The sequence below is a fragment of the Paenibacillus soyae genome, from assembly GCF_024623455.1.
GTDB lineage: Bacteria > Bacillota > Bacilli > Paenibacillales > Paenibacillaceae > Pristimantibacillus > Pristimantibacillus soyae.
In genome coordinates, this window is sequence record NZ_JANIPJ010000003.1 from 336712 (window position 1) to 354708 (window position 17997).

The following is a 17997-nucleotide window of genomic DNA, read 5'->3' on the forward strand; positions in this document are numbered from 1 at the left end:
GCCAAGAGCAGTCTGCTCCGTACTCAGGTCCCCCGGCTAAGATTTATTTCATGAGAATCATATAGAATAAATGCCGTTTTCAATCCTCTGTACGCAGTATTCCGCAAATTTGTAATAATCAAAATCATTGGCAGGTTCATCTTTGGTTAGCCCACTATAAAACATGCCCCAGGCCACTTCGCGAACCATGGATACAAATTTCATGTCTTGGAAAATATGAAAGGCATCCTCCTCCAAACGACCGAAGTACATGGTAAGCCATTCACGTTCCTCCGCTTCATTGAACCGGTTCGAAAACGGGATGAGCGTCAATTCGAAAAAAATATCGCCTATTCCGGACAATTCCCAATCAATTATCTGCAACTGGTCGCCGGTAAAAATCATATTGCATAAGAACGAATCGTTGTGACAGAACTTGTTGTTGTACGTTTTATCATCACTTCGCTTATATGCGATTTTCTCGACACGACCTAGAATTTGTTTTAGCTCTTGAGGTTGCTTAACCTTGAATAGATCCGCTCCCTTTAAATAACCAAAAATCAAATCGTAAGGCGTGCAGGTTCGCTGAGCGATATCCATGCGGTGGATGCTTTTAAGCCGATCCATAATCATGGTTCTTATCGTCTTGGTTTGCAGATCGTCCTTCTCCAGCATTCGCCCTTCACTATACGTCGTGACAAAAAATCGTTTCGGGTCATCCGCATAGATAACCTCGGGTGCAATGCCCATTTGACTCGCCTTCCGCATGACCTCAACCTCGGATTGACGAGTAAGGTTCAAATACTCGTTTTGCTTGCTGTTTAACCGCAGAACATACGAGCGTGGCTCCGTGATCACCTTGAACGTTTGGTTGCTAAACCCGCCGCTAAGAGCCTCATATTGAGTAAACTTTCGGTTTAGCTCCGGAACGAGACCAATAATCTCCTCAATCTTCATGTCTTTGAGTTTCCAATCGGACATGCTTGAAACAAGCGCTTCCTTGACTAACAAATAAACTGAACTTGCCTCGTTCTATATCATACATTCTGGCACTCATTGCGACTTCCCCATTAAAATAGACTTCACAGATCGATCCGTCGATGAAGATTATTACCTTATATTCGTGCTCTGGTTGTAGCTCGATTGGGCGTTCCAACTCCACTTCGTAAGGAAATGTCTTGCCGCCTTCCTCGCTTTGCATGATTGGCCCTCGAAACGTCATCCGTTTGCGCTGCGGCTCCAAAGTTACATAATAAGCGGCATCCAGTCCTATACCCGCACGCAGCATTACGCCTATTCCTTGCGTATGCTCCGAGAAGCGGATATCCGCTGATAGTTTGCATCGATCGGGCAGCTCTTCCGCGCTCAAGCTCGCCGCAAAGGCATATGGAGAATCGCATTCATACTCGTCCGAGACCGTATTCGTCCATTCACCCGTGATCGCATGCAGATGAAGGGGCTGCTCGACCGTGAATGCTTGATTCACGGCATCAGGGACCTTCACTGCTAGTGTGCCATCCGGACGCTGGAAAATCTCATGAACGATAAGATTGCCGCCCCAATCCCAAGTATGATAGTCTTTACCTGCGTATTTTGGAGGATTCCATCCGAACAAGTTTTCGTTTTTCGTTGGGTTCCAGCCGAATAGATAACGGTTCTGCCCATCCGATACCGACTTCGCCGCATAGAATGCCCTGCCGTCGAACGTATCCACCTTTGGGGTGATCCATGGGCCATCTAAGGAGCGGCTCATGCGATAGAAGGTTCCAAATCGGTCCGTGTAGTTGGAGTAAATCAAATACCACCAGTCACCCAGCCGGAACATATCCGGACATTCGTGAGCCCCGACATGAAGGTTAGGCGCATACAGCGGTTGACGATATGCCCACTTCCTCAAGTCCTGCGAAGTGAGTAAGGCTACGCACCCCTTGCGACTGGAAGGGCCCTTTGCCATCGCGGCAAGGAGCATCCAATATTGCCCCTCCTCCTGGTTCCAGAACACGAATGGATCCCTCCAGTCGGAAAGCTCGTATATCTGATCATCGGCGGAGAAGGTATCTTCCGGTATCGGAGTCCAGTTCATAAGATCCGCTCCGGTCGCATGACAGACCAACTGCTTGCCTTCCGGAAATATACAATAGAACAAATGATAGATATCACCGACCTTCAAAACATGCCCGGTGCCCCCATGAATGTCTATTGCTCCATATTCCCGATACTCGCGGAAGTCATTCGTTCCGATCAGATGCCAACCATGCGGCAGACCTTCCCGAGCATTCCCTCTCCAGCCATGCAGATAGAACAGCTTAAACTCCCCGTCCTCATAATAGGGAATCACATCGCCGACCCAGGCATTCTTAGGACGATAGAAAAACGGTTTCATCAACAGCAGCCTCCTGCCTATTTTCATTTGAATGAAAGCCCAAGGCGTTGACAACAGACACGGCCTTGGGCTTCATTAGAAACACTAGATTACAGTAAGCAGATTAAATATGACTTGCGCGCTTTCGGCCCGGTTGGCATAACCCTTCGGCACAAATTGCTTATTGCCTTTACCTTGGATGAGGCCGAGTCCGGCAGCAGCGTTCACTGCTTCTTTAGCCCAGTCGCTTATTCTAGCATCATCCGTGAAATGAGCATCAACGGAGGCTGGGACAGGTTTGCCTGTCTTATACCCGTACGCTCTCATGATGATCACGGCCATTTCTTGACGAGTGATGGCAGCGTTCGGAGCAAACACATTCGCACTCTGTCCCGTTACGATTCCCGCTTCGAAGGCTGCCGCTATAGCTTCAGCGTACCACGCGGCACTATCTACATCTTTAAACCCCGGCTCGGTTGTTGCTTCCAGCTCGAGAGCCCTTGCGATAAACGCCGTAAATTCTGCTCGGGTTACTTCCCTCAAAGGGCCAAACTCGGTTTCGCTGATGCCGGCAACAATATGCTTTGCAGCCAGATTCTTAATCACATCGTGGGCCCAATACAGTTCGCCAACATCTTCAAACGATTTGTCATATTCCAGAACGGCATATTTGCTGAAGTGCCTCAAGTCTGCGGAAAGCTTTCCACCCTCGTACTTGCCGCCAACATATTCCAAAGCACCGTCGTCCGCGATGTAATAGATACCGATAAGATCCCGATTTACTTCATCACCCACGCTCAGCTTGATAGGTATGGGTTTCGGGAAATTCGTCAGCTTTCTGATGCTTCCGTCCTTTGTTACCAAAGACAAATGAAATTCAAAAACATCTCCGGCTGTTTTTACATCCGCATTGCTTTTGGATTTTGCCTTGCCCAGCAGCTCATTAATGCTGTCGGAATCAACCTTATCCATCTCGAATAAAATTCTAGCATGCTCCAGCCCAGCAGCATCGACAAGCCCCTGTAATGCCGTTAAAACCTCGGCCGGAATTTCAAGCTCTACTCCCTCATCCGCATTCGTAATACTCAGGCTATTCCGGCCATCGATTGCAGCCGCATTCGCAGGTAGCAATACTTTCTTCTCGCCTTTGGCGATTATGACCGGAATCTTCCCTTGTCCGTTCGCTTTCGGGTTGGAGATCAAATCGTCATTCGGATTGGAAGGAACGACTGGCCCGCTATTTTGTTGAATTCGAACCGGCACGTGGAAATCATCGACGTTGATATGCCCAAAGCCGCCGGTCGATTGGTCGACGACCTTAATATACAGCTCTTCGCCGATATAATCCGATGCGTCCCATATCTTCCGTTGATACTCCTCGTAGTTGGTTGCAGTCGCTTTGAACAACTCTTCTCCATTTGAAGCTCTAATGAGAGCAACGTATAAGCGATCGATATCGCGGCCGCCGCTGACGAGGAAATCGATCCTCCCGTTTCCGCCAAGAACGAAGGTTTGTGACCTAAGCGTACCCGTTAAGCCGTCGCCGCCGGCCGCTTCATTATGACCCCATAGATGATAGCCGCCCGGAATTTTTTGCGAAGGATTGAAATAAATTTCATCCCAGAATTTCTCGACATCGGTCACATGAAGATCCTGGAATGCGTCTCCTTCCGTTATCCAGCCTGTTAAATCGCCGGTAGCAAAATCATGGTTAGGCAATCCGGTAATATCCTTGTACACGGAGTTGTCCCAGTTTTCCGGCACATAGACCGGTGCGGCCGGCTCTCCCGTCAACGCATTCATGTTCCAAACTTCCATAGACTTTACGGTAATGTCGCCGTCGGCCCAGACTTGCAGACCTAACGAGTCATATCTGCCCGTATACACGCGTGTTGTTAATTTCTTCTTGTAGTTAGCGAACGCTTCGACGACGGAACGGTCCAGATAGATATGGAGCCTCAGGTTCTCGCCGTCCAGATCGACATAACCTCCTTGGATACCGTCCACGCGGACATCCGGATCGATGCTGCTCTTCGTACGGTCTACGTTAAAGGTTTCATTGGACTTGTCGTAGTAGATAAGCGTCTCCTCTTCTCCGTTATCGGAGCGTCGCACCTTCAGACCAAACTTCTGCGCGCTGCCCGGATCAATATCCACTACGATCTCCAGCATATCGCCTTTAACATTTTGAATAAGAGCATTAGCGCTTGCCAAGTTTTTGTTCGTAAAATCGACTACCTTGTTTCCTCTCAAGCTTTGCAATTCCTCAATCGGTTCTATTTTCAACTCGTCATTCGAGTCCAGGCTCAATGCTATCGGCAGTGCCAAATTGTGTGCCCAGCCTGACAAGAATTCGGCTTGCGGCGTTCTGACGTTCTGTACCATGGAGAAGACGACCGTTCTGCCGTCCGGCGTGACCATACCGCTTTCTGCCGTTAAGTAGCCATCGCCCACATCCAGCTTCGAAGGCGCCTCCTGGTCCGGAATAAACCGGAAGTTATCGCGATCCCATGTACCGATCCAATAGAACACCTCAACATCTCTCTGCACATCGTTAGACGGCGGAACATGATGAGGCTTTTCGTGAGGGTTGATCAAAAATATATGCTTCTTATTCCCCTCGCTGTCTGTGCCTAACGGCAGCAGCACCGGCAATTCCCATACCGTTCCAAGCTCCGGGTAAACGGTTCTGTCGCTGACGTATAAAGGCCCCTTGTACTCCCAATTGTACATATCGTCGGATACATAGACCAAAGCCGTACCGCTGCTATAATCCTGAAGTCCGGAAGTAACCAATTGATACCACTTATCGACCTCTTCGTCGTACCATACGTACGGATCCCGGAATTCATTAGGAATGCCGATGCCGTTCTGTTCCGTTACAGGCTCTGGATGCTTCACCCATTTCTCCAGATTAGGATCCGTTAAGTCGGCCGGTGTCGCGATCGCTGTGCTCTGGTCTGGCGACTTGGAGTTATTGCCAGCGGTATAGAACAGAACAGGGTTGCCGTCTCGGTCATGTGTCGCTCCCCCTGACCAGATGCCATCAGGATCCAAGGTGCCTGCTTCCGGTGCAAGAGCAGGCCTTACATTCTCCCAGTGCACCATATCGTCGCTCACCCAATGGCCCCAGTGAATTTGATGCCAGTAAGGCCCTTGCGGATTATGCTGATAGAACAGGTGATATTTGCCGTTGTAATAAATCGGCGCATGAGCCTCGTTCATCCAATTTTGCGGCGGGATCGCATGATATTGAGGGCGATGCTGATCGCCGTCGAACACGCTTGGGTCCTCGTCAATATCCGCATTCGGGATATTCGGAATTTCTCCGCCGTGCAACGCCTTCACGCTCTCATATTGCGCAAGCACCTCATCCGCTGTCAGCGCTTCATTGCGCAGGCTCACTTCATCCATAAGCCCGCTGAACATATTGTAGGAGAACAAACCGGCAAACTCGACGGGTTTACTGTTTTTCCCAATGAACAGATTTTCCGTTGACGGTGTGATTGGAACGTGGACTGGCGTCGCTTGCGAAGCTACTGCCTCTCCGTTCAAATACAACGTAATCATGCCGGCATCTTTATCGAAGGTTGCAACCACATGATTCCACTCGTATTTCTTCAATGGATGATCGTGCACCCATACTTCTATCCACTCCCCGCCGATGCCAACCTGCATCGACCATGAGCCGTGACGATACATGCCAAGGGCAAAGCCTTCGGCTTTATCCGGGTCGGATTGATTCACGATCGCGGACAGCTTGTTGCCGTCTCCCCACTCATAACTGCGCGGGGCCACCCACGCTTCGATAGTCAACGCATCACTGACGGGCACGATCTCCTTGGCATCAATCTCGATAGAATTGGAATAGCCGTCGAACAGCAAGGCGCCGCCTTTCACCCCGTTCGGAGTCCACCTTGGATCCTTCGAGTTCATGTATCTGGCATCATTAAACACGTAATGCACCTCGTGCTGGGCATTGCGAACTCCTTCCAACGCCGTCTTCCCGCTGCCGTCATCAAAGCTGAAGGAAGCAATGGTTCCGTCCGCATGCGCCTGAAAGCCGTCGACGGCAATGCTTGCTTCATTCAAATCGTCAATGACCTTTATGTATACCTCTTTGCCGAAATGCTCTTGAACGCCCCAAGAAATTTGTGTATTTTCACTCACGTCTCCTGTCTTCTTGAGCATCATATGGCTGTTTGCATCGAATAGCGCGACATACGCCTGTTCAGGGTTATGAATATCCAAAATGGTAAAGTTGATGACGCCCGCGCCTTCAAGCTTAAAGACATTAGATGCGATGGAGCCTTCGCTTTCAGCGCTGGATGCAGCATAGAACGTTCCTTCCTTCGCCTCATGAGCCTCGTCCGTCACTTGGAAGCCGGTTCCATCTACTGCCCAGCCTGACAAATCCCCGGTTTCAAAGCCTCGATTGATAATCTCCGTAGGCATGATATTGACTGCATAGATCCCTTCCGCTGGTGCAATCTCATGGAAGGTGTGGAAGGCGTCCGCAAAAATCATGCCCCAATCCAATGTTGCGTTGTCGACGATTTCAAGGTACAGATTCTTGCCTATATGCTTAGACAAATCAGCCCTATACTGCTCCATGTTCGCTAGACGCAATCCCAGGTCCGGATTCGGGAAATTAGCTTCCGAAAATTCGGTATTGCCGTATCTGGCAATCAGCTTACCAGTATCCGCATCGACGACCTGGATATACGCTTGATCCGTATGCTTGCCGCCGCCGAGCCTAAAGCTGATCCAGCCCGTACCGCCTAGCTCGAACGTGGAAGAACGAAGCTTGCCGGTATCGGCCTCCGTACTTCTCCAGCCGTTCAAGTGATAATTCCCTTCTTGATTGTATGGAATATTTTCGTCCCAGAAGGTCGTTTCATCCGATACACTGCCGTTGTTATAGGCCTCGCCCTCAACAATCGTCCAGCCCGATAAATCCCCGGATTCAAAGCTTGGATTCTCGATTTGGTAACGATCGAAATCCGGTTTGATATCGATTGCGGCAACGCCTTCGGCCGGCTCCGCTTCATGATTCATGAAGAACGCGTCCGCCATGATCAAGCCCCAGTCATTCGTCGCATGGTCGACGATCTCTACATACAGCAGCTTCCCGAGATGATCGGACAGATCGCCTTTGTACTGCACCATATTGGCCAGACGCATGCCGTTGTCCGGATTAGGGAAGTTGATATTCGCAAATTCACTGTTGCCGTACCTGGCAATGACCTTGCCCGTATCCGCCTCTACGATGTTAATGAAGGTTTTGCTCGGATTTTTGGCCGCGCCCAGCTTGAAGCTGATCCAGCCGCTCCCGCCTAATTGGAAGATGGAAGAACGAATAACTCCTGTTTCGGCTTCCGGATACCTCCAACCGTTTAAGTGATATTCGCCTTCCTGGAAGTAAGGAATTTGTTCCGCCCACCAGGTCGTATCGCCCGACACGCTATCAGGACCAAACGCTCCTCCCGATACAACGGTCCACCCTGTCAAATCGCCGGTCTCAAAGCCTGGATTCTGAATTTCGAATTCCGAAGCCGTTGCGAATTCTTCAGCAGACACGCTTGTTGCGAGAACGGCGGGAACGATCATTTGGGAAACGAGTAGAAATGATGTGATCATTGCGACTTTTTTCTTCTTTATAAAGCTTTTAAGCACTGACAATCCTCCTCGATCGTATTTCTAGAATTGTCACAAAAATGAAACGCTTCCAAACTTGACTTATAACGAGAAGAAAGAAACTAATCTGCGCGTTATATCTAAGTTGGAAGCGTTTTTGTGACTGATTTGGATATTTAATATTAATGAGCGGCTGTAACAGGGTTATATCGCCTGCATCCTGTTAGGATGTACTCCTCTTAAGCGCCACTAGTCCGAGCGCCAGCGCCCCGCATATTCCGGCGTTGTCGCCGAGTCCAGGAGCAATAATGTAATCATCCATACCATTTCGAAGAACAGCGGAGTCAACGTACCCGTTCAGCATGCGGCCAACCTCCGAACGAATGAGCGGGAGCAGCTGCTCCTGATGCATGACGCCTCCGCCCATAATGATTCGCTTAGGAGACAGCATTAGGATGGTCGACATAACAGCTTGCCCGAGGTAATACGCCTCGATTGCCCATGCGGGGTGATCATTGCCTAGCTCTACGCCCTTCTTGCCCCAACGACGCTCGATGGCAGGACCTGCTGCTAGCCCTTCCAGACAATCGCCATGGTAAGGGCAATTGCCGTCGAAGTGATCATCAGGATGGCGCCTTGGCAGCAGATGTCCGCCTTCTGGATGCGTCATGCCGTGCACAAGCCGCCCTTCAGCATAAACGCCCACTCCGATGCCCGTACCGACGGTAAAGTAGACGCAGCTGTCCAGTCCGCGTGCGGCGCCCCACTTTGCTTCGCCGAATGCCGCCGCATTCACGTCCGTATCCCAGCCAAACGGCACGTTGAACTCCTTCTTAAGCGTATCCAGGAACGGAAAGCCGGACCATCCAGGCTTCGGCGTCGTTGTAATGCTGCCGTATGTCCCGCTTCCAGGATCCAGATCAATCGGGCCGAATGTCCCGATGCCGATCGCCTCTACGGACTTGTCTCTGAAGTAAGCGATAACCTGCTCCATGACGTGCCCAGGTTCCTCCGTCGGAAAGCTGATTCGGTCCTCGATGATGCCGTGCTCATTGCCGATGCCGCATACTATTTTTGTGCCGCCTGCCTCGATTGCTCCGATTCTCATTGCTTAATCCCCTTATTTCCTATAATTCGAAGGCTGCCCTGCGAGGACAGCCTGAAATATGATTTTGCTATTGGTAAATCGAGTTCATGATCCAAATATCGATCGACTTGATGACGGTGTCAGGGCTTCCTTCCAATTGGAGACCAGTGGCATCCAATCGACTAGGATACACTCTCGTCGTCAGGCTTTTCAGACCGCTTACATAGGCTTCTACCAGCGACTTATCCAGATAGATATGGAACTTGAGCGCTTCGCCGTCCAGATCCAGCCTTCCGGATTGAATGCCTCTTGTGCGTTCTTCAGTGGACAAAGTCGTCTTCTCGCGGTTAACGCCAAGCTCCGCCGCCAGCTTATCGTAGAAGATCAGCGTCTCTTCCGCCCGGTCGGACGACTGTCTGATCCATATGCCAACCATAGAATCCGCTAAAGACGTCTCGAATTCCACTTGAATCTCGAGCATATCCCCTTGCAGATTCGCCAGCTCACGATTTGCTTCCTCAAGTGTCACATCCCGCAGGGAGCACAACTGACGGCCACGCAGCGACGCAAGCTCCCCGATCGGCTCGATGCCGAGTCGTCCGTCCGGTCTTAAGAATACGCTAACCGGCAAACCTGCGTTATGTGCCCAGCCGGAATCGTAATCGATCTGCGGCGTCCTTTCGCCCTGCGCAATGGTAAAGACGATATTGCGGCCTGTCTTGGGATCGACCATCCCGCTTGGACCGGTAAAGTGAAAGTCGCCAACGTCGATCAGCTGCGGCTCCTCATGGTCGGGGGAAAAGCGCATTTGCTCTCGGTTATATTCCCCGATCCAATAGAACACTTCAACGTCAGCACCGGGACCCAGCGGGCTGATCAGGAACAGATGCTTCTCCCGTCCGTCCGCACCCTTCCCGAGCGGAAGAAGCACAGGCAGCTCCCACATGTTGCCGAGATAGGGGAAGCGCTCGGGATCGCTCACATAGAACGGACCGTGATACGTCCAATGAATCATATCGGCCGATGAATAAGCAAGCGCCGTACCGCTCTGTCCATCACTTGTGCCAGAACCGATAAGCAGGCGCCACAAACCGTCTTCCTTCCATACGAACGGATCGCGGAAGTCGCCGAATTTGCCCTGTCCCTGCTCTTGAACGATTAATGGATTCGGATGCTTCTCCCAATAGGTCAAATCGCTGTCGCCGTCCAGCCGGAACTTGCTGCGCGCAAGCCCGACACGTTGATTCGGCGACGCACTGTCATCGCCTGCGGTGATGAAGAGCGCCGGCACGCCGAATTCGTCCAGGCAGGCGCTTCCCGACCAGACACCATCGGGATCGACGGCTCCCTTCTCTGGCGCGAGCGCTATCGGAAGATCCCGCCAATGAACCATATCTTCGCTCACCCAATGCCCCCAATGGATTTGCGCCCAATAAGGGCCTTGCGGATTATGCTGGTAGAATAGGTGGTACTTGCCCTCAAAATAAATGGGAGCATGCGGTTCGTTCATCCAATGAACCGGCGGGCTTGCATGATACTGCGGCCGATGCCGGTCGCTCAGCATAGGCGTGCGGTCCAGCCGGATAACCTCGTACGGTATGGCAGGAACAGCGAAGCCATGTGAAGCCAGCGGCTCCTTGAAGATAGATGCAATCTCGACAATGGACAAAGCGCTTCCGTAGATGCGCACATCGTCCATTAAGCCGTCGAACATATTGTGCCGGAAGGCTTCCGCGAGCACGGTGGATTGGTTATTCTTCCCAATCAGCAGATCTTCCCCGCTTAAGGTCATACCCGCATCATCCGGTAAAGACATCTCGGCGGTCTGCTCACCGTTCAAATACAACCGCATGACTCCTTCTTTCTTGCAATAAGTAGCCGCAACATGCGACCACTTCCCTTTCTCGAGAGGCCTGTGCCGGCACCAAAGCTCATGCCAGCTGCCGCCCGATCCGAGCTGCAGCGACCAGGCGCCGTGTCGGAATAAGCCGAATACGAAGCCTTCCGCAGCCTCCCGGTTGTGTTGATTCACAATGGCGGACAGCCTGTTTTCTGCCCCCCACTCATACGAACGGGGTGCGACCCAAGCCGTAATCGTAAACGCGTCATCCAGCCTGGGCGCCAACGAAGCCTGGCGTGTAATCCAGGTCGAATACCCGTCAAACAGAAGCGCGCCTCCGCTTATTCCTGGACGCCACCCCGGATCGGAAGGATTCGAGAATCTTCCTTTCAGCAGCGAGTATGACACCTTGTCTTGTATGCCACTTGAAGAGTCAAGCGCAGCGCTGCCTCCCGATTCGTCCAAACGCCAATGTGCCAATAAACGGTCGGACCCTACTCTATTCTCCATTAACGCGATCCCTCCCAATCCTTGCTAGCGGCTTGCCGCTTGTACGGTTGCTGCCGCATAGACCGACCGGAGCGGATAAACCCGCATTGTCCTCAGCATGGCCTTGCCGCCGATCGCATACAGCTCGATACAATCCGTACCATCAAGAGGGAACAGCTGATCCGTCATAACGAGTCCGCCGTCATCCGCAAACACTTCGATCGATGATCGGTCTAGCCATAGTCGCAGCTTAATCCGCCCTTCCTTTGCTTTCAGCGGAGCTGAATGCCTGCATGCGAATTCATCATGAAAGTCGATATGGCCCGAAATTGTGCGGTCAATGAACAGCTCGGCCAATGCCGCGTTAAAACCTACTACCGTTTCCTTATCTCCTGATTTGAACCTAAGACCGATTTCAGCCGCCATCATCAGCTCGATTTCAGCTTCGATCTCCAGCTGCCCGCTAAGTCCGGCAAACTGTATGCCTTCCGCGCTCAGCAGCTCGTTGGAGCGTTCAATACCTTGCAGCCGGAGCTGCCGGTAGCCGTCTACAACGTTTTGTATGAGACGAACCCCTTGCTGCTCCTTCCTCAAGGACAGTTTGCGCACAAGAGTCATCGCTCCGCGCCATTCCCCGGTCGGGATCAGATTGGCGTATTTCCAATTGTTCATCCAGCCAATAAACAGCCTCTCCGAGTCGTTGCCCTGGGCGTCGGACCAGGTTACACCCGCGTAATTGTCGCGGCCGTGATCCAGCCAGAGCACTGTATTCGGCGTATTTTCGTTCGTAAACGTTGTCCCGTCAAAGCAACCGACAAAATACTGTGTACGGGAGCCCTCCGAACAAGTCGGAGCATCGCCAATGCTTACGATCATAACCCAGCGCGAAGCTTCGTTCTCACCTTCGACCGGCAGCTCGAACAGATCCGGACATTCCCATACTCCGTCATGGGATCCTTCCTGCGCCCCGAACTCGCTTGCGAACGTCCAGGACTTCAGGTCGGGCGAACGGTATAAGAACAGCCGATCACCCGCAGCCAGAACCATGACCCAACTGCTGGATTGTTCATGCCAGAACACTTTCGGATCGCGAAAATCCGGGAACCGCTCGTCGATAAGCACGGGATTGCCCTCATAGGGAATCCATGTGCGCCCGTTGTCCTTGCTGTATGCGATGCTCTGCCGTTGCTTGGACGAATCCGTACCGGCAATCATCTCCATTTGCGTATAGATGGCGACAAGACCTGGACCTCCGTCGAAGAAACCGCTTGTATCGTTCCAATCGACAACCGCGCTGCCCGAGAAGATCGTACCGTTCTGGTCAGGGAACAGCGCTATCGGCATATGCTCCCAGTAAACAAGATCCCTGCTTACCGCATGTCCCCAATGCATCGGTCCCCAAACCGTGCTGTCCGGGTGATACTGATAGAACAAATGGTACTCTCCTTCGTAATAGACCATTCCGTTCGGATCGTTCATCCAATTGGCAGGCGGGGTGAAATGAAACTGGGGTCGCAGAGGATGCTCTGTGATAGGCTTCATAGGTTTCTCTCTCCTCTAATCCTTAATCCGTCATTCTTTTATTTCTGCGCTTCGTTGTAACGATCAAGAGCTGTCTGATAAATTTCCATCAGTTGATCCAGGCCCATGTCCTGTACCGTTTTCACATACGTATCCCATGCTTTGTCGTTCATGCCTTCTACGATAAACTTAGCTCGCTGTGTATTCACATATTTAATGAGTTCTGGTTCGATCTGGTTGATTTGATCCAATTCCTCTGGCTCGAAGAAGATCGTCGGATAATTCTCTTTCTCCATGAACGGCTCATAGTATTTCTCCAGATCCAGCTTCCGCTGCTTCGCGCGCGGCTCCATGTCGACAATCGTTTTGAAGTGCTCGGCCGTGATGACGCCGGCTCCGTTAGGAGCGACCTTCTGACGGAATTCGCCCATCGATACGCCTTCCTCCAGCGGAAGGTTTACCAGCTTGCCGTTTGCGTCCTTCTCATAGATGATGCCAATCGGACCCCAATGAATTTGTGCAGCCATGTACGGCTCATATTGCTGGTCGATCCAGCGCATTGTTGCTTCCGGATGCTCGTTCTCGCTCGTAATGACAAATGCGTTCCTACCCGGTCCTCCGCCGTTGCCACGACCGATCGTTTTCTTGCCTGTCGGGCCAGTGAGCGGCGGCACAAGCGCGTAGTCGGCTGCCCGGTCCGTTCCAACAACTTCCTCGACTTCCCACCAGACATAGGAGCCAAGAGTAGACTCTGGCGTCTTGCCTTTTGCAAGGTACTGCGGAGCGTCCTGCGTGAACGATTCCGGATCGATCAGCCCTTGCTTATACCATTTCTCGTTGAAATACTGCAAGGCTTCCTTGTATTCCGGCTGGGTTGCCGTGAAAATAACTTTGCCGTCGCGCACGATACGATGCTCGAGATTGTCCGGCATGCCGAAGGCGCCGAACAGGCCTGCGATGTCCATACACCATTGCATATGCATGAAGCTGAGCGGGATTTCGTCAGCTTTACCATTGCCATTCGGGTCCTGCGTCTTGAACGCAACCAACGCTTCGGTATATTCATCAAGCGTTTCCGGGAATTTCAGTCCTAGCTTCTCGAGCCATTTCGTGTTGATCACATGGAAGAACGGATTCGTGCCGAGCTCGTTCTCCTCCCATGTAGGCAAGCCGTAAATATGGCCGTCCGGCGCAGTCATCGCCGCTTTGATGTCAGGGCGTTCCTCAAGCAGCTTTTTCAGATTCGGCGCGTATTCGTTAATCAAATCCTCAAGTGGAATGATGGTGCCGTCTTGCCCGTACGTGATTAATTCATAGTCGGAAAATTGCGAGGAATAGAAGGCATCCGGCAAATCGCCGCTGGCAAGCAGCAAATTTTTCTTCTCGGCATAGTCGGTGTCCGGAATGTTGTTCCACTCGATATGGATGTTCGTGTCGGTTTCCAAGCGCTTGAAGATTTCCATTTCGTTATACTCGGGTGCAAGCGGAGCTTTCGGCGATACAATCGTCAGCGTCAATTTCTCGTCGACGATCGGCAGTCCATCCTTGCGGATCCCAGCGTCCTCAGTCGCTCCATTATTCGCGTTCCCTTGCGTGTTACCGGTATTCGATTCATTTCCTCCGCTGCATGCGGACAACATTAAGCTTGTTGCGAGAAGAATGCTGACTGCAACAGAACCTCTCTTTTTCATTGCGATGATCCTCCCTTTATATGCTTGTTTCTATCTATCATCATCCAGGTTCGTCTTCCGCGGTTTCGACGAATCCAGGCGATAACCACGACCCTTAGCCCTTGATAGAGCCAATCATGACCCCTTTGACAAAATAACGCTGCAGGAACGGATAGAGGATGAGCAGCGGCAAGCTTGCGATAATAATGACGCCGTATTTGATCAGCTCGGTTACCCGAAGCTTCGCGGCGTACGATTCAACGTCGATCATCATGCTGGAGTTGACCTGGTTCTGAACCAAAATATTGCGGAGCACCAGCTGCAGCGGATATTTCGACTCCTCGTTCAAATAAATCATGGCATCGAAAAATCCGTTCCAGAAGCCTACGGCGTGATACAGCACCATGACCGCGATAATCGGCTTCGACAGCGGCAGCACCATCATCAGGAAAAAGCGGGTATTGGAGCAGCCGTCGATGAAGGCGGCTTCGCGCATCTCATCGGGAATCGTGCTCTGGAAGAAGGTTCGCACGATGATGATATTGAATACGCTGCCCGCTCCCGGAACAACCAGAGCCCAGATCGTATTGATCATGTTCAGATCCTTAACCAGCAGGTAAGTCGGAATGAGCCCGCCGCTGAAAAACATCGTGAACACGAAGAACCACATGACCGCGTTTCGGCCGGCGAGATCTTTGCGAGCGAGCGGATAAGCCGCCATAAGCGTCACGGTTACACTGATAGCGGTACCCACAATGGCATAGAGCAGCGAGTTTCCGTAGCCGATCCAGATTTGCCGGTCCGCGAATATACGCTCATAGCCGTCCAGCGTGAAGCCTTTAGGGAAGAGCCACACAGCTCCCGAATAGATAAGATTCGGGTCGCTGAACGAGGCGATGAGCACGAAATATAGCGGATATAGAATCAGCAGCATGCCGATTGTCAGAGACGAATAATTCAAGACATCGAACAGGATGTCGCCTTTCGTTTTGCGGGATAGCAGCGTGTTCATCGGTTTCACTCCCTTACCATAAACTTGTTTCCGTCAGCTTCTTGGCAACCTTGTTTACGGTAACCAGCAGCACGACGTTAATGACGGCGTTGAACAATCCAATAGCTGCGGAGAAGCTGTATTGCGCCTTCTGTATGCCGAGCTCGTAGACATAGGTCGGAATAATGTTCGATACCGCGTAGTTCAGATCCGATTGCATTAGATATGCCTTCTCGAAGCCGACGCTCATCACATTGCCCATCGCTAGAACCAATAAAATAATGATAGTCGGTAAAATGCCGGGGATATCAACATGCCTGATGCGCTTCCATTTGCTTGCTCCATCCATGACGGCCGCCTCATGCAGCTCGGGATTGACTCCAGCAAGCGCGGCCAGATAGATAATCGTGGCGAAGCCCGTCTCCTGCCAGATACCGGACAAGATGTATAGCGGGCGGAACCAGCCTTCGTCTGCCATGAATAGAACCGGTTCACCGCCGAAAAAAGTAATGATATGGTTTACGATGCCGCTATTCGGCGAGAGGAATACGCCTAGCATACCGACCAGCACGACTGTCGATATAAAGTGCGGGGCGTAGATAACCGTCTGCACGAATTTTTTGTACCGCTTCGCCATCATCTGATTCAGCATTAATGCCACAATGATCGGAATTGGGAAGCTGAACACGAGCGAATACACGCTGAGAAGAATCGTGTTCTCCATAATCGGCCAGAAATTATACGCTTCAAAAAACCGGATAAAGTGCTCGAAGCCAACCCATTCGCTTCCCCATATGCCTTTGCTTGCCCTGAAATCCTTGAATGCGATCTGCACCCCGTACATTGGGTAATACTTAAATACCAAGTAAATCGCTACGGCCGGCAGCAGGAACAGATATAGCTCGTAATTTTGCCGGATCTTCACCCAAGTGCGATTACTTCCGGCAGCTCTTGCGCCCCTATTCTCCTCTTGCGCGTAACGTTCTGACGCCCCCATGTGTGATTCCACCTTCCAACTTGCGTAATCGTTTACGTAACCTTGACATTTTACCCAAACTCTATGAATTTTATTGATGTTTCACCAGTAAAACGATTACGTAATCGTTTATATGAATTATAAGCGCTTCCACAATTGTCAGTCAAGATGTTTTTTAGCGAAAAAAAGATAGTCAGCACGACTGCCTGACTATCAGTTTTCCGGACAACCGATGCTGAGACAACGGCGCATCGGCATTGTCAATCCGCTCCAGCATGACCTCGGCTGCCTTCACGCCAAGGTCAAAAGCCGGCTGCTCGATTACGGTTAGCGGCGGTGTCGTTACCCTCGTCCATTGAAACTCGTCGTAGGCAACAACCGCAACTTGATCCGGAACTTTGATTTGGTTCTCCTGCATATACATCATGGCGCCCATTGCCATCACATTATCCGTCGCAAATATAGCAGTAGGCTTATGCGCGAGCAGCGACTCGGTCAGCTTATAGCCGCTGTCGAGCGACACTTCCCCGGTGCAGACGAGCTCCTTATCCTCAGCCAGGCCCGCTTCCGACAAGGCTTCCAAATAACCGGCGAACCGCTCCTCCGTCGTCGTCAGCGTATTCGGTCCGGATAAGTACGCAATCCGCTTGTGACCTCTGCGAATCAACATCTCCACCGCATCCTTGGACACGGATCTATTGTCAACGACGACGCTGTCCCTGTCGCTGTTATTCGGCACCCTGTCCACATAAACGACAGGATAATCGCCGAATAGTTGCTCGTAATCCGTTTCTCTGCTGGAAGGCGCCATGATGAGACCGTCGATCATTTGGGAGCCGAGCATGCGGATCTCTTCCTTCTCGAACTCTTCCTCTTCATGCGAGTCGCTAAGCATAAGATGGTACTGATTCTGCTTCAACACGCTTTGAATGCCGGCCGCGACAGACATAAAAAAGTGATTCGACGTCTCGCTGGCAAGAATCGGAGCCAGGAACGCGATGACATACGACTTGCGGCTCCGCAACGATCTTGCGACGACATTGACCCGGTAGTTCAGCTCGTCCATCGCGCGCATAACCTTCTGTTTCGTATCCTCGGATACAAACCTGGTGCCGTTAATGACATGCGATACGGTTGCGGTCGAGACATTCGCATGCTTGGCTACGTCTTTTATACTGATGTTCTTGTTTTCGCTCATAACAGTTCACACCTATGCTAACGTTATATAATATGCTTACAGACGCTAATACAGCGTGCGTAAACGATTACTTAGCTTTACTGTATGAGAACCGGCTCATTTTGTCAACATTATCCCGCTCCCGGCATACCATCATTGATTTCTCATTTAATTGCCTTAAATGGTCTCCGACGCTTAGAGCTATGGAATATCAATCCAACAATTTGTAATACAACTGAAATATTTCTTTCATCGCTCCTTAATGTAG

General features: G+C 51.2%; 10 protein-coding genes. All 10 read right to left on the reverse strand.

Going from position 1 to position 17997, the window contains the following annotated elements; genetic code table 11:
* Positions 1–57 precede the first annotated feature (57 nt).
* Complete coding sequence (locus NQZ67_RS06685) at positions 58–960, reverse strand: choline kinase family protein (protein ID WP_257443960.1); 903 nt, start codon at positions 958–960, stop codon at positions 58–60.
* Positions 926–2362 (reverse strand): glycoside hydrolase family 32 protein, encoded by a 1437-nt coding sequence (locus NQZ67_RS06690; RefSeq protein ID WP_257443962.1) that lies wholly within the window; start codon positions 2360–2362, stop codon positions 926–928. The genes NQZ67_RS06685 and NQZ67_RS06690 overlap by 35 nt, the downstream gene beginning before the upstream one ends.
* An 84-nt stretch (positions 2363–2446) precedes the next feature.
* The gene (locus tag NQZ67_RS06695) at positions 2447–7981 is read right to left on the reverse strand and encodes an S-layer homology domain-containing protein (protein WP_257443964.1); all 5535 of its coding nucleotides are present in this window, start codon (positions 7979–7981) and stop codon (positions 2447–2449) included.
* A 220-nt stretch (positions 7982–8201) separates the two neighbouring features.
* A complete protein-coding gene (locus NQZ67_RS06700; RefSeq protein WP_257443966.1) occupies positions 8202–9086 on the reverse strand; it encodes an ROK family protein in 885 nt (294 codons plus the stop codon).
* A gap of 67 nt (positions 9087–9153) precedes the next feature.
* Positions 9154–11415 (reverse strand): LamG-like jellyroll fold domain-containing protein, encoded by a 2262-nt coding sequence (locus tag NQZ67_RS06705; protein ID WP_257443968.1) that lies wholly within the window; start codon positions 11413–11415, stop codon positions 9154–9156.
* Between the two features lie 24 nt (positions 11416–11439).
* Positions 11440–12936, reverse strand: a complete 1497-nt coding sequence (locus NQZ67_RS06710) for a glycoside hydrolase family 32 protein (RefSeq protein ID WP_257443970.1) — start codon at positions 12934–12936, stop codon at positions 11440–11442.
* Between the two features lie 38 nt (positions 12937–12974).
* Positions 12975–14606 carry an ABC transporter substrate-binding protein gene (locus tag NQZ67_RS06715; RefSeq protein WP_257443972.1) on the reverse strand — a complete coding sequence of 544 codons (1632 nt, stop codon included), beginning with the start codon at positions 14604–14606 and terminating at the stop codon, positions 12975–12977.
* 94 nt (positions 14607–14700) lie between these two features.
* A complete protein-coding gene (locus NQZ67_RS06720) occupies positions 14701–15597 on the reverse strand; it encodes a carbohydrate ABC transporter permease (RefSeq protein WP_257443974.1) in 897 nt (298 codons plus the stop codon).
* 13 nt (positions 15598–15610) lie between these two features.
* Positions 15611–16573, reverse strand: a complete 963-nt coding sequence (locus NQZ67_RS06725) for an ABC transporter permease (RefSeq protein WP_257443976.1) — start codon at positions 16571–16573, stop codon at positions 15611–15613.
* Positions 16574–16745: 172 nt separating this feature from the next.
* The gene (locus NQZ67_RS06730) at positions 16746–17750 is read right to left on the reverse strand and encodes a LacI family DNA-binding transcriptional regulator (protein ID WP_257443977.1); all 1005 of its coding nucleotides are present in this window, start codon (positions 17748–17750) and stop codon (positions 16746–16748) included.
* Positions 17751–17997: the final 247 nt, after the last annotated feature.

Excerpts from the sequence above, each read along its gene's own strand:
- NQZ67_RS06685 (WP_257443960.1), bottom strand. The coding sequence starts at position 960 with ATGTCCGATTGGAAACTCAAAGACATGAAGATTGAGGAGATTATTGGT.
- NQZ67_RS06690 (WP_257443962.1), bottom strand. The coding sequence starts at position 2,362 with ATGAAACCGTTTTTCTATCGTCCTAAGAATGCCTGGGTCGGCGATGTG.
- NQZ67_RS06695 (WP_257443964.1), bottom strand. The coding sequence starts at position 7,981 with ATGATCACATCATTTCTACTCGTTTCCCAAATGATCGTTCCCGCCGTT.
- NQZ67_RS06700 (WP_257443966.1), bottom strand. The coding sequence starts at position 9,086 with ATGAGAATCGGAGCAATCGAGGCAGGCGGCACAAAAATAGTATGCGGC.
- NQZ67_RS06705 (WP_257443968.1), bottom strand. The coding sequence starts at position 11,415 with ATGGAGAATAGAGTAGGGTCCGACCGTTTATTGGCACATTGGCGTTTG.
- NQZ67_RS06710 (WP_257443970.1), bottom strand. The coding sequence starts at position 12,936 with ATGAAGCCTATCACAGAGCATCCTCTGCGACCCCAGTTTCATTTCACC.
- NQZ67_RS06715 (WP_257443972.1), bottom strand. The coding sequence starts at position 14,606 with ATGAAAAAGAGAGGTTCTGTTGCAGTCAGCATTCTTCTCGCAACAAGC.
- NQZ67_RS06720 (WP_257443974.1), bottom strand. The coding sequence starts at position 15,597 with ATGAACACGCTGCTATCCCGCAAAACGAAAGGCGACATCCTGTTCGAT.
- NQZ67_RS06725 (WP_257443976.1), bottom strand. The coding sequence starts at position 16,573 with ATGGGGGCGTCAGAACGTTACGCGCAAGAGGAGAATAGGGGCGCAAGA.
- NQZ67_RS06730 (WP_257443977.1), bottom strand. The coding sequence starts at position 17,750 with ATGAGCGAAAACAAGAACATCAGTATAAAAGACGTAGCCAAGCATGCG.